At 61.8% G+C, this 12,101-nt stretch carries 13 protein-coding genes; all 13 read right to left on the bottom strand.

The genetic code is table 11. The features are described 5' to 3' along the window. Positions 1–2: 2 nt before the first annotated feature. Positions 3–1,067, bottom strand: a complete 1,065-nt coding sequence (locus NKH12_RS06325; protein ID WP_352952344.1) for a glycosyltransferase — start codon at positions 1,065–1,067, stop codon at positions 3–5. Next, a complete protein-coding gene (locus NKH12_RS06320; RefSeq protein ID WP_352952343.1) occupies positions 1,064–1,915 on the bottom strand; it encodes a PIG-L deacetylase family protein in 852 nt (283 codons plus the stop codon). Before NKH12_RS06320 ends, NKH12_RS06325 begins: the two co-directional genes overlap by 4 nt. A 7-nt stretch (positions 1,916–1,922) precedes the next feature. Next, positions 1,923–2,855: a glycoside hydrolase 5 family protein gene (locus tag NKH12_RS06315; protein WP_352952342.1), complete on the bottom strand. Its 933-nt coding sequence runs from the start codon at positions 2,853–2,855 to the stop codon at positions 1,923–1,925. Next, positions 2,848–3,609: a TIGR04290 family methyltransferase gene (locus NKH12_RS06310; protein ID WP_352952341.1), complete on the bottom strand. Its 762-nt coding sequence runs from the start codon at positions 3,607–3,609 to the stop codon at positions 2,848–2,850. Before NKH12_RS06310 ends, NKH12_RS06315 begins: the two co-directional genes overlap by 8 nt. A gap of 2 nt (positions 3,610–3,611) precedes the next feature. Next, positions 3,612–4,415, bottom strand: a complete 804-nt coding sequence (locus NKH12_RS06305) for a nucleotidyltransferase family protein (RefSeq protein ID WP_352952340.1) — start codon at positions 4,413–4,415, stop codon at positions 3,612–3,614. Further along, positions 4,415–5,518, bottom strand: a complete 1,104-nt coding sequence (locus NKH12_RS06300) for a CgeB family protein (RefSeq protein WP_352952339.1) — start codon at positions 5,516–5,518, stop codon at positions 4,415–4,417. Before NKH12_RS06300 ends, NKH12_RS06305 begins: the two co-directional genes overlap by 1 nt. Positions 5,519–5,531: 13 nt before the next feature. Next, the gene (locus NKH12_RS06295) at positions 5,532–6,128 is read right to left on the bottom strand and encodes a histidine phosphatase family protein (protein WP_352952338.1); all 597 of its coding nucleotides are present in this window, start codon (positions 6,126–6,128) and stop codon (positions 5,532–5,534) included. Beyond that, positions 6,125–7,228: an inositol-3-phosphate synthase gene (locus NKH12_RS06290; protein ID WP_352952375.1), complete on the bottom strand. Its 1,104-nt coding sequence runs from the start codon at positions 7,226–7,228 to the stop codon at positions 6,125–6,127. Before NKH12_RS06290 ends, NKH12_RS06295 begins: the two co-directional genes overlap by 4 nt. 151 nt (positions 7,229–7,379) lie before the next feature. Beyond that, a complete protein-coding gene (locus NKH12_RS06285) occupies positions 7,380–7,529 on the bottom strand; it encodes a hypothetical protein (protein WP_352952337.1) in 150 nt (49 codons plus the stop codon). 174 nt (positions 7,530–7,703) lie between these two features. Further along, positions 7,704–8,750 carry a UDP-glucuronic acid decarboxylase family protein gene (locus NKH12_RS06280; protein ID WP_352952336.1) on the bottom strand — a complete coding sequence of 349 codons (1,047 nt, stop codon included), beginning with the start codon at positions 8,748–8,750 and terminating at the stop codon, positions 7,704–7,706. 23 nt (positions 8,751–8,773) lie between these two features. Next, positions 8,774–9,883 (bottom strand): CgeB family protein, encoded by a 1,110-nt coding sequence (locus tag NKH12_RS06275; RefSeq protein WP_352952335.1) that lies wholly within the window; start codon positions 9,881–9,883, stop codon positions 8,774–8,776. Next, on the bottom strand, positions 9,880–10,974 hold the full coding sequence (locus NKH12_RS06270; protein WP_352952334.1) for a CgeB family protein: 1,095 nt from the start codon (positions 10,972–10,974) through the stop codon (positions 9,880–9,882). The genes NKH12_RS06275 and NKH12_RS06270 overlap by 4 nt, the downstream gene beginning before the upstream one ends. Beyond that, positions 10,971–12,101, bottom strand: coding sequence for a CgeB family protein (locus tag NKH12_RS06265; protein WP_352952333.1), 1,131 nt, complete (start codon positions 12,099–12,101; stop codon positions 10,971–10,973). The genes NKH12_RS06270 and NKH12_RS06265 overlap by 4 nt, the downstream gene beginning before the upstream one ends.

Raw genomic sequence — 12,101 nt, 5'->3', positions numbered from 1 at the left:
GCTCACTGCACCGCCGCGAGGCGCCTGCGGCCGGCACCAAGCCCTGCCAGCGCATGGTAGGCGTCCATGTAAGACGAAATCATTTGGTCGAGCGAAAAGCGCCGCCGCGCCTCGGCCCGGCATATGCCGGCATCCAGGCGGGATGCCGCGACAATGGCTTCCGCCATCTCGTCGACGTCGTTCACCAGAAAGCCCGTCCTGCCGTGTTCGACCACGTCCGGCAGCGCGCCGTTTGGAAAGGCGACAACCGGCGTGCCGCAGGCGAGGGCCTCCATCGCGACAAGCGAGCTGGTTTCTGCGGCAAGGCTGGGAATGACCAGGCAACGGGCGGCGTTGAGAAAGCGCCGTTTGGCGGTGAAGCCGAGCGGACCGAGGAAGCGGCACCGCTTGTCGAGGCGCGGCTGGACTTCGTCACGAAAGTACAGCGTGTGCGTTTCGTATGGGTAGACCTTGCCGCCGATGACCAGCGGCACATCAGCATGTTTGGCCGCGTCCAGTGCAAGATGGATGCCCTTTTCCGGGCAAATACGGCTGAGCACCAGCGCGAAGTTGCGCTTGGACTGCCGACCGCTCAGCGCGTCGATATCGACGCCGTTTGGAATGGGCGCAACCAGTCTGGCACCGGGCGGCGCGGTCCTCTGTTGGGCCACCGAGACGGCGTGAAGCCATAGATCGTCACGGACCGTGCGCAAGGCTTCGGCAGGATACCAGTCGAGCGGCAGGTGCAGGCTTACAAGTGTCGGGCCATCGTCAGGCAGATAGGCATCAAAATCGATGCCGTGCAGATGAACCACGTCGATCGGCCAACGGGCGCGTGCGGATTCTATCGCCACGCGGTGGGAGCGCTGCGCCCGTTTTTTCGCCGCATCGTCGAGCACGCCTGGTTCAGCAGGTGTCTCGATGAGGACGCCCGCTGCTTTGGAGCCCTGGCAACCGATCACGATGGAGCCGTGTCCCGCGCGCACGAGTGCCTGGTCGAGCATCGACAGCACCTGCTCGGCACCGCCAACCGCATCCGGGCCGACTGGCGCGAGAGGGTAGGCGACGTTCAGGACGGTGAGGGTCATGGCCGGTCGAGCCCAAGCTCCTCATGTGCAGCGGCTGCGGCGTGGAGCCAAACCGCCGGCTCGAAGCCGAGCGGCAGCGCCTCGTAATAAAGCCTGCCGTTGTTCGGCAGCGCCAGGAAATCATAGGCGGGCGCCACCCGGAAACGTTCGACGCGCGCCGCAAACGGCGCCAGCGTCCGTTGCTGTGTCCGGTGGCAAGCCAGCATGCACTGCTTCCGTTCGAAAGCCGCTTCCGTAAGGTGCAGTTCGATGCAGTCACTGCCGGAATCACTGTTGAAGTCCTGGAGGACCGCGCCCTCAGGCCCGGCGCAATAGAACGCCATTTCGACGATAGCCGGCGCATGGCGTCCGTGGCGGCGCAGCAAATGGCAGGCGGCATGGACGGCAAAGGCGGTCGCGTCATGATCAGGGTGACCACCTTCATAAGGATGCGTACAGACGAAGCTGACATCGCGCTCGGCCAACAGGCCGGTCAGTTCCCGTGCGAGCGAGCTAAGATTTCCGGCGGCTTGCTTATCCGGATAACCGAGGCTGATCAGGGCCGTCGACGGCAAACCCGCTGTCGCCAGCGCCGTCTCCAACTCCTTATGGCGGGCCTCGGCGTAGCCCTGCCACGTCTCGAAGCCGTATGCTCGCGCGTCGTCAAGGTCTCGCGGCGCACCATCAGTGACGTGAACGATGCGAGATCCGCGCAATCCGGCAAGATGCCCGCCAATGCCGATGGTCTCGTCGTCTGGATGCGCGACAACGATCATGATTTCAGCACCGTCAGAGCCATGCGGTGCCGAGCCTAGCAACAGGGCCGCGAAGTCGGCGAGCGTTCCGGGCCTATCGGGTGCGAGTTGCATGACAGACTCATGCTGCCGAAGCCCGCACCGCTCTGACCGGCGAGGCAGCCATGGCGGGAGCGTAGCGGCGCGTCATTGTCGCGCAAAACTCCGCGAATTCCTCCGGCACTAGCGGCGGACTGGTGTGGTGCGGCATCACTCCGCGGTGCTCAGGAGTGAAGCAGAAGGTGATGGTCACGTCGAAGTCGGCAAGCGCTTCCATCTGCCGGTCGTACCAGTCCAGTGCATTCGGCCTGAAACTATCGGCCCAGGAAAGCCCGGTGCGCAGATTGGTGACGCCCAGCCGTTTCATCCAGGCGACGGCGTCGTCCAGCCGGGGATCTTCAAAGTGGAACCATTGCACCAGTCCCATTTCGGGCGCGTAACGCAGGAATTCCTCAAGCGCGGGTTTTGGCGTGCCGTCTTCGCGTAGGAGGCCCATGTAGAAGTGGCGATAGTAGGAGGAGCCTTCCGCCTCGCGATGGCGCGTCGTTGCCCCCCATTCGCGCGGAAGATCATAGAGGCTGTACCATTGTACACGCGAGGCATTGCCGAGCAGCAGTTCGGCGCTCCTGCGCAAACCCCACAGCTGTACCTCCTCGGCCCCGAAACTCGACACACCAACTTCGCTGACCCATACGGGAAGCTCGGTGACGCTCGAAATCTCGCCGATCTTCTGGGGCCATTCCTGAAGCTGCCAGAGATTCCAGTCGAGCGGGAAGCCATGCACCCCGACGGCATCGACATGATCGAGCACCCCGTACCCCTTCATGAGCGCCATGAAATCAGCATCGATCGGCGAAATGCCGCCCAGGATCTTGGTCATGGCGGGGTTTTCCGATGCGATCGCATCAGCGGCCAGTATTGCCATATTGGCGAAGCGGCTCCAGTCGGGGTCGAGTTCGGGATCCCAATGGGACTTGTTGTTCGGCTCGTTCCAGATCATCGCGGCTTCAATCATGAAGTTGTCCTTTCGACGGGTAGACGGCGCCGCCACCACCCGGCTCATCGGCGGCGCGGCAGAAATAGACCTCTTGTTCCGGGTGCAGCACGATCTCGAAGCCGGCGCTGCGCAGCATCGCTTCGGTGCAGGCGCGATTGGGAATCCACCAGTTGGTCGGGTCGTCGGCATAGCGATGTTCGACGAAATGGAGCTTGGGAAACTCCGGCCGGTCGAACAGATCCTGTGTCCAGAAAGGATAATTCTCATCGAGCGCAGGCAGTTCGGTGCTGCCGCGCTGCATGGACTGGAAGATCATCAGGTCGCCGGCGACGTGCTCCCGGATCAGATCGAGAGCGAGCAGGGGGTGGCGCAGGTGATACAGCACGCCCATGAACAGGACGATGTCGAATTTCTCCCGCAGCGCGCCGACGTCGTAGACGGACAGCTGCTGGAATTCGATGTCGCAGTCCGCGATTTCGGCGGCGAAGCGCGCCTGCGCCAGATAGGCTTCATCGAAATCGATGCCGAGGACGCGGCCGGCGCCGCGTCGCTTCATCTCGATCGAGTAGAAGCCGGCGTTGCAGCCTATGTCGAGCACGGCCTTGCCGGACAGATCGGCAGGAATGGCGTCGGCGAACTTGCGCCATTTGATCAGCGGGTAGTTGCCGAGGAAATGGTCGGGGGCGGTTTCGACGCCTGCCAGCTCCATATTGTGGAACCACGGGCCAAGGGCATCGATGCGGCGACGGATTTCGGCGTTCGAATGCAGCATGGCTAGCCTCCGCCTGGATGGCTTGGTATCTGCGACTGCCCTCGCAGCGCGAACATGAGGTTTTTCGGTTCCTCCAACGTAGTGTCGTTGTTCTCAAGCAGCCGAAGTGCCGTGCGGTAGCCGTTGAAAGTGCCGACGTCGACATAGGCGGTGCCTGCCTTGACGCCGTAGGCCTCACCGCCGGCCGCCAGATAGGCGTTGATGAGCGTACCGACGTATTCGTCGCTTTGTTCCCGCTCGCGCCAAAGCGCGGCAAGCTGGTGAAGTATGCGGCCCGGCATCTTGAACGCGCCCCAAATCCAGTTCGATGCGGCGTCTTGTCGCTTGACCTGGATTTCCGTCACGCGGTCGCCCTGGTCGAGAACGACGGCATCGAAGAGTTCGGGGTGATCCACCGGGAAGAGTAGAAACGACAGCCGGTCGTCCGGCAGGCGGCAGAAGCCATCTTCCGGAAACCAGATCGTGTCGGGCAGACCGATCAGAACCGTCTCGTCCGGTGCGACGAGCGGTGCGGCGCGGAAGATCGCATCGCAAAGACCGACGGGGGTCGGCTGTACGACGAACAGTGCGGTGGCGTCGCCGTAGCCGGCGGCGTAGTATTCGAGGATGTCAGATTTGCCCGATCCGATGACGAAGCAGATTTTGTCGACACCGTTGCGCACCATGCGACGCACCAGATATTCGCTCACCGCGCACGGGCGCTCGGTCTGGCCGTCGATGCGGCTACCGACCGGCAGGAGCTCCTTCGAGAAGCCGAGCGGTTGAATGCGGCTGCCGCGGCCAGCGGCGGGCACGATGCCCAGCATCAGATTGCTTCCTTCAACGGCTCGCTCGCCGTCGAGCCTTGCAATGCCTCGGACAGGAGGCGGTCCAGTTCCCTGGCGCGCTGCGCAGAGGTGTGTTCGTCCAACACCCGCTCGCGCGCACGGCGCCGGATTGCGTCAACTTCGCTGTCGGACAGGCAGACTGCCGCAACGACGTCGTCGGTGGTATCCGCAAGGATGATCTCGCTGCCGGGTTGGAAAAAACTGCTCAACCCGGGCCAGGTGTCGCTCACGATAGCCGCACCGCAGGCTGCCGCCTCGAACAGCCTGCCCGAAGGACACCAGCCCCTCTTGGCCATCGCCTCGCGGGTCACGTTCAGCGTCAGACGCGATGAGCAGAAGAAGGCCGGATGATCTGCAGGCGGAAGGTGCCTGACAAAAAAGATGTTTTCGCCCCACGGAAATTCGTGCGGATATTGGGCGCCGCCGATGACGAAGCGGTGGTCCGGCAGGCGCGCTGCCGTGCGGACCAGCAGCTTTTCGACTCCGGCCTGGCGATCCGCGGCATAGGTTCCGAGATAGGATAGATCCCCGGCAAATTCGGGCCGGGGCTCTGCCGGCCGGTGTCGCTCGGGATCGACATGGCCGTAGAGAGGCAAGACAAGACGGGCACCCAGCAGTGTTTTAAGCGCGTCGATTGCGGTTCCCCCCGTATAACTTAGGACGAGGTCGAAATCGCGAAGGCCTTCGGGCCCGTAATACGCCGGTCGAAGACCTTGTTCGATCCGGGCGAGTGTCACCGGGGTGTCCAGATCGTAGAAAGCTTTCAGCCCGCGACAGGCCTGCTGCGCCAGGCGCGATGCCTCCACGGCGTCGGGGCAATAGGACGTGACGATGACGACGTCCGATTCCCCGATAGCCTGTTCCGCGACATGGCGAATGTCCTCCCAGTCCGGATAGAGAACGACATTGCCGCCATCGAGATGATCAAGGTCGCGCGCGCCGGCATAGTATGGGGTGTTGCGTTCAAAGAAGGTGACGGACCAGCCCAGCCCGCCCAGCGCCCGGATCAGGCCGCGCCACAGCGTCGCGTGTCCGTTTCCCCACGAGGAGGTGACGGTGAGACCGAAAATGACCATTCGCATCCGGCAGTCCTCGTCAGGCGGCTTCGTTCAATCGGATCAGCTTGGAGCCCCAGTCACCCGAGACGACCGTGGTGATCGAAGCGGGATCGATATCGAAGCGAAAACAGTCTCCCAGCGGCAAGCCGAGCACCTTGCAGACGGCGGCCTTGATCACGTCGGCATGGCTGACCAGTGCCACTGACTGGTTCTGGTAGCGTTTGCGAAGCTGCTGCATCAGCGAGGTGACACGTTGCTGCACGTCCAGCATGGTCTCGCCGCCCGGCGTCCTCGCCTGCTGACGCCTGCTGTTCCACACCCGCCAGTCGGCGTCCTGGTTCAACTCTTCGAAGGTCTTTCCCGACCACGCGCCGAAGTCGATCTCATCGAGCTCTTGGCAGATCGTGATCTTATCGGGACTGCAGGCGACTGCGATCGGTTTCGCGGTTTCCAGTGTTCGTTCGCGCGGGCTGCAACAGATGGCTGCTAGCGGCTTCGGTGCCATGTGGCCGGCCAGGCGCAAGGCTTGTGCCTTGCCGGTGTCGCCAAGGCAAACTCCGGCCATGCGTCCGGCAAGATAGTCGCCGACATTGTCGTGCGCCGCATGGCGGATCAAAAAGAATGTCGTCGTCATTCCGCCGCATCGAGCATCGGCTCGTCCTTCCCGGCGATGAAAGACAGCGTGCGCAGGCGCGCCTCGGCATCGGTGAATTGCTCGGGCGGCGACTTCATGAAATAGCTGCAAGGGCCGGTCAGCGCCCCCGCGATGCCGCGGTCGAGCGCCAGCTTGGCGCAGCGGACAGCATCGATAACGACCCCGGCCGAGTTGGGCGAATCCCACACTTCCAGTTTGAGCTCTGCATTCAGCGGTACGCCGCCGAACGTCGTGCCTTCGACGCGGATGTAGGCCCATTTTCGATCGGTAAGCCAAGGCACATGGTCGCTGGGGCCGACGTGGATGTTACCGGCCTCCAGGGGAACGTCGAGCTGGCTGGTTACGGATTGTGTTTTAGAAATTTTCTTTGATTCCAGCCGCTCGCGTTCCAGCATGTTGAGGAAATCGGTGTTGCCGCCGAAATTCAGCTGATAGGTGCGGTCGATGCGGACGCCACGCTCGCGGAACAGATTGGCGAGCAGCCGGTGCACGATCGTCGCGCCGACCTGGCTTTTGATATCGTCGCCGACCAGCGGCAGACCGCGCTGTTCGAAGCGCCGACGCCATTCCGGCCGCGACGCGATAAAAACCGGTATGCAGTTGACGAAGGCGCAGCCGGCCTCGAGCGCGCACTCGGCGTAAAAACGCGTAGCCTCTTCCGAGCCGACCGGCAGATATGAGACCAATACGTCAGCGCCGCTTTCCCGAAGCAGCGCGCTGACATTTGCGACCGGCTCTTCTGCCTCTTCGATTTCATCGCGCAGATATTTGCCGATACCGTCGAGCGTTGGTCCGCGCTCGACGCGAACGCCGGTTGTTGCGACATCGGCAAAGCGGAAGGTGTTGTTGGGTGCATTGTATATGGCTTCCGCCACATCACGCCCAACTTTGCCCTTGGCGACGTCGAAAGCACAGACGACCTGGATGTCATCGACATGATAACCGCCGAGATCGGTATGCATCAGGCCCGGTATCGGCTCATTACCTCTGGCGTCCCGATAATATGAGAGGCCCTGGACAAGGGAAGACGCGCAATTGCCGACGCCGGCTATTCCAATCCGTACCTTTTTTGATCCCACGAAACTGCCGCCATCGCTGTTGAAGGTAAGTTCCTCGCGCCGAACTGCCAGCTGCCGGGAATGTTCCTTGCGACCTGGAAAAATCACGAATTCCATGGCGGATCAAAGCTGCGCGCTGTTTCAGGCTGCCTGGGCCTGAGCGCCGCAAGCCTCAGTCGAGGCTTCGCAGCATATCCGCTTCTTTTTCTAGAATGGTGGCCACTTCCTCGCGCTCAAGATGCGTCATCATCAGGCTCACACAGCATTCGAGGTAGGTGATCGAGGCACGTCTCAGAAAGGCAGCCGTTTCCCTTTCGGCCATTTGCTCGATGTCCTTGGCGGATCGTTTTCGATGCACGGGTCCGTTCTCCATGCGGTATCTTCGCCCAACGGCGAGCTCGGCTCGATGTTCCCATAATGAGAAAAAGTGAAAGCGCCTGTTAGGACGGTCACGGCCTCACTTGCCTATGCCCGAGGGCGCAGCTCTCCCTGACCTTCAGGCCGGCAGGTTTTGCAGTCGGCCTGAAGCGGACCTCACGCTTGTCGCAATTGGGGAAATTCGATCCTCGTTACGGCTGGCTTCGAGTTCCATAAAATAGCTGATCGTCTGCATTAGGCCTTGCCTGAGCGGCACCTTTGGCGACCAGTCGAGAAGGGTTTTTGCTCGGGAAATGTCCGGTTGCCGCCGGCGAGGGTCGTCTTGCGGCAGTGGCAGGAATTTGAAGACCGAGTTGCTATGGGTCATATCTCTCACCAATCCAGCCAGTTGAAGAACGGTGAATTCCCCGGGATTGCCCAAATTGACCGGTTGGCGCGGATTGGGATCGACATCCATAAGGCGGACCAGACCGTCAACCAGATCGGAGACGTAGCAGAACGATCTAGTCTGCAGTCCGTCGCCGAATATCGTCAGTGGTCTCTTCTCGAGGGCCTGCATCACCAGGTTCGAGACAATCCGGCCGTCGGCAGGATCCATCCTCGGACCATAGGTGTTGAAGATGCGCGCGACCCGGATGTCGGCCATTTCGGTTCTCAAATAATCGAAGCACAAGGTTTCGGCGGTTCGCTTACCTTCATCATAGCAAGCACGAGGACCGGTGCAGTTCACGTGACCGACATAGTCTTCCCTTTGCGGATGCTGTTCCGGATCGCCATACACTTCGCTTGTCGATGCCTGAAGGAAGCGCGCATTATTTCGGGCGGCGAGCTCAAGCAGATTGAGCGTTCCGATCACGCAGGTTCGCGTGGTGTGAACTGGATCGGCTTGGTAGCGCGGCGGCGATGCGGCGCACGCCAGATTGAAAATGCGGTCCACCGGCTCAGCAAGCTCCAATAGTCGGCAAATATCCTGCTCGATCAACCGGAAACGGGGACGGTCCATGATCGAGATGATGTTTTCCATCCGACCGGTAAGAAAATTATCGACACAGATCACACGGCACCCGGCCTGAAGCAGTGTTTCGCAAAGATGCGAACCGAGGAAACCCGCGCCCCCGGCGACAAGCGCCGTTTTGGTCCGTTGCGTCCTTCTTGATTGCCGCATCTCTATTTTCTCCTGTCTGCCAGTCATGCTGCACTTTCGATGTCCAGATCGAGAGCTGGACGTGCCGATCTTGGCTGCGCCAGCAGCGAAACCAATTCGCGGGCTCTCGCGGCGCCAGTATGTGCTGCCAGGATCGTTCCACGCGCCCGCTTGGCCATAGCCAGCCTGACGCGGTCGGATTGCCTGGACAGGATATCGATCACGTCTTCGGCTTGGCCGGCCGTATTGATCGTGGCTGTCGGAAAGAAGCTATCCAGACCGGTCCAGCGATCGCTGATGATCGCCGTGCCACAGGCGGCCGCCTCGAAGAGGCGTACGCTGGGAGACCATCCAGCCGCTATCATGGAACTGCGTGTGACGTTCAATGTGTAGCGCTGGCGGCTGTAAAAAGCGGCGTGATCCGCCGGCGGCAAGTGCTCGATGCGATCGACGTTGCTCGGCCAAATGGTCTCGGACGGGAATTGCGAGCCGGCCACGACGAAGCGACGGTCCGGCATGCGTCTTGCCGGTTCGAGCAGGAGAGCATCCAGCGTCGCCTGCCGGTCCGAGCTGTAGGTACCGAGATAGCCAAGGTCCCAGCAGATCGGATCGGCCGTTCCGCGATGCCGCTCCGGGTCGACGGAGCAGTAGAGCGGCTCGGCGCGCCGTGCACCTAAGTCCGCCGCCAAACGGGCGAGCGTCGGCCCGCCGGTGAATGAGAAATAGACATCGAAATACGGAATCTGCCGTTGGCATATGTAGTCGCAATCATTCGCGGCGAGCTTTGCCAGCGTGACCGGCGTGTCGATGTCGTAGAAGCAGAACTGGCCCGTGCACAGGGACGCGACAATGTCGATGACGGCTCGCCCCTCCGGGACGAAGGACCCAACCACCACGACATCGGCCCGCTGCAGGCAGCGGGCATACGTCCGACGAAGATCGTTCGTCGTTTCGTAGTAGCGCAACGTGCAGAAATCTGGGTCGCGCAGATCGCGATGGTTTGCATACCATGGCACGTCGCGCTCGAGGAAGGTGACGCGATGGCCGAGTTCGTGAAGGCCCTTCAGCAACCCGCGAAAGGTCGTGGCGTGGCCGTTTCCCCATGAAGAGGACAAAGACAGGCCAAGAAAGACGATATCGAGCCGCTTGGTCATTCTGCTGCCTCCACGGTGGGGCGCTCGAAATGACGCCTGAAGACAGCGTCGGCCACAGCTGCTCTTAACGCATAGGTATGCTCCGCGAGAACACGCCGAAGTGCAGATGCGCCGATCGCCTTTGCCCGCTGGGGTGTGAGGGTCCGCATGATTTCGGCGACATCATCGCCGTCGCGCGCCACCAGGATCTCTTCCCCAGGGACTAGGAACAATTCGACGCCGAGCCAGGCGTCGGTGATGAGGCATGCGCCGGCACCCGCAGCCTCGAAGACGCGCGTGGCAGGTGAAAAGCCGTTGGCGGCCATGCTGTCGCGGCTTATGTTGAGCACCGCCTTGGGTGTGACATTGAACGCATTATGATCGCGCGTCCCGACGTGGCCGAGCCATGCGACATTCGCCGGAAGCTGCTTGTCACCCCAACCCGATCCGCCAAGCAGGAAGCGCTGATCGCCCGAACGGCTGGCCGGATCCAGGAAGAAGGCTTCGACGCGTGCTTCACGGTCCGGCAGGCGGTTGCCGAGAAAGGCGAGATCGCAAGCGAAACGCTTATCCTTCGCGACCGGATGATGCGTTTCGGGATCGAGCGCATTGTAGATCGGCACGCACTCGGCCGCCCCCAGCGCACGATAGGACCAGACGACCGGATCGCCGCCGCCATAGGTGAGGACAAGGTCGATCTCCCGCAACGCGCGGTGCAGGGGGTGGTCCGGCTCGTCGCGCAACTGGCCCAGAGTTGCCGGTGCGTCGACATCCCAGAACACTGTCAGCGCATCGGTGCGCGCGTGATCGAGCACCGCACGCAGCAACGCCTCGTCCTCGAAGCCTACTCCGCTCGCCTTGACGACGATGTCGGCTTCGCCTGCGCTTGCTGCCACCTGCATCAGCGCATGCGGGGTCGCCTCATAGATGACGACGTTGCACCAGTCGGGTGCCTCGATATCGCGGTTCTTCTGCCTGTCGTAGACGTCCGGTTCATAGAAAGTGATCTCGTAGCCGAGCTGAGAAAGAGCTTTGAGCAATCCGCGGTAATAGGTCGCCGCGCCGTTCCAATAGGACGACAGCAGGCTCGACCCATAAAATGCAATCTTCATGCGATTGTCTCCTCTATGGCGATAGGACCGATGGCTTGGCGATTGCCGCATTCGGCGAGCACGCCGAACAACTCGTCCGCCCGGTGCCGGCAAGTGTGTCGCCTACCGATGGTTTCGAGGCCGGATTTCACCAGAGAGGCAGCTAGGTCAGCATCGTCCAGCACGGCGCGAAGATGACGGCACATCTCGGATCCGTCGCGCGCGAAAAGAAAGTCGATGCCTGGCCTGAAGAGTTGCTCGACATCGGTCCAAGGCGCCGAAACGAGCGGGATGCCGCAGGCGAGCGCCTCGAACATGCGGATCGTCGGGATTCCGGGCAGGCTCTCCCGATAAGGACGCCGCGGGATGTGGACGGTAACGCGGTGGACCGCGAATGCCTTGGGCACGTCGGCATTGGCAATCCAGCCTTCGTAATCGAGGCCGGCGGCGGCAAGATCGGCAAGCGCTTCGCGTGGATAGCGCACGCCATGAACAGTGCCGCTCAGCCCAAGTTCTTCCACTGGATCGATCAGGAATTCCTTGATTTCGGCACTGCGCTCGTCGTCGCCCCAGTTGCCGATCCAGATCACGCCGGATGTAGGATCGATCTCCGGGTGCGGCTTGAACAGTCGCTCATCCGCCGCCTCGTGCCAGGTGAAAGCACGTTTGCCCCAGCCGGCGCGCAGATAGCTTTCCCGCAACGCTTCGCCGAAGGCGAGCACGCCGTCATAATGCTCCAGCCGCAGAGCCGAGATTGCCTGCGTCGCCGAGACGGCGCGATGGTGGGTGTCATGGAACAGAAGCGTGAAACCGCCTCCGTTCGCCTTTGCCCTGCCGATGCGCGCGACAAGGTTCGGGTCAGTCCATTCGTGGACGATCACCACATCGGCGTCGGCAACCCAGCCTTCGTGATCGAAGGAGGCGTCGTAGATCACCGGCATCAGCTCCGGAAAGTCCTTTCTGAAACGCTCGACCGCGAAGGGTCCTTTCTCTGCCAGCAGGTTCGAACGGCTCCAGCCATCTGCCGGCTCCAGCGCGATCGCCTGGTGCCCACGTGCAACGAGCTCCCGCATGATGCCGCGCAGGAAATGTGCGTTGCCGTGGTTCCAGTCGGAAACGACCGAATGGGTATAGAACAGGAACCGCAT

It is taken from the genome of Mesorhizobium sp. M1322 (assembly GCF_040318085.1).
In the GTDB taxonomy this organism is placed as follows: Bacteria; Pseudomonadota; Alphaproteobacteria; order Rhizobiales; family Rhizobiaceae; genus Mesorhizobium.
Note: the sequence above shows the minus strand (reverse complement) of the source record. Positions and strands in the feature narration are given on the sequence as shown.

What these genes read in the sequence shown, in the direction of transcription:
- NKH12_RS06325 (WP_352952344.1), bottom strand. Translation starts at nt 1,067, where the DNA reads ATGACCCTCACCGTCCTGAACGTCGCCTACCCTCTCGCGCCAGTCGGC.
- NKH12_RS06320 (WP_352952343.1), bottom strand. Translation starts at nt 1,915, where the DNA reads ATGCAACTCGCACCCGATAGGCCCGGAACGCTCGCCGACTTCGCGGCC.
- NKH12_RS06315 (WP_352952342.1), bottom strand. Translation starts at nt 2,855, where the DNA reads ATGATTGAAGCCGCGATGATCTGGAACGAGCCGAACAACAAGTCCCAT.
- NKH12_RS06310 (WP_352952341.1), bottom strand. Translation starts at nt 3,609, where the DNA reads ATGCTGCATTCGAACGCCGAAATCCGTCGCCGCATCGATGCCCTTGGC.
- NKH12_RS06305 (WP_352952340.1), bottom strand. Translation starts at nt 4,415, where the DNA reads ATGCTGGGCATCGTGCCCGCCGCTGGCCGCGGCAGCCGCATTCAACCG.
- NKH12_RS06300 (WP_352952339.1), bottom strand. Translation starts at nt 5,518, where the DNA reads ATGCGAATGGTCATTTTCGGTCTCACCGTCACCTCCTCGTGGGGAAAC.
- NKH12_RS06295 (WP_352952338.1), bottom strand. Translation starts at nt 6,128, where the DNA reads ATGACGACGACATTCTTTTTGATCCGCCATGCGGCGCACGACAATGTC.
- NKH12_RS06285 (WP_352952337.1), bottom strand. Translation starts at nt 7,529, where the DNA reads ATGGCCGAAAGGGAAACGGCTGCCTTTCTGAGACGTGCCTCGATCACC.
- NKH12_RS06280 (WP_352952336.1), bottom strand. Translation starts at nt 8,750, where the DNA reads ATGCGGCAATCAAGAAGGACGCAACGGACCAAAACGGCGCTTGTCGCC.
- NKH12_RS06275 (WP_352952335.1), bottom strand. Translation starts at nt 9,883, where the DNA reads ATGACCAAGCGGCTCGATATCGTCTTTCTTGGCCTGTCTTTGTCCTCT.
- NKH12_RS06270 (WP_352952334.1), bottom strand. Translation starts at nt 10,974, where the DNA reads ATGAAGATTGCATTTTATGGGTCGAGCCTGCTGTCGTCCTATTGGAAC.
- NKH12_RS06265 (WP_352952333.1), bottom strand. Translation starts at nt 12,101, where the DNA reads ATGCGGTTCCTGTTCTATACCCATTCGGTCGTTTCCGACTGGAACCAC.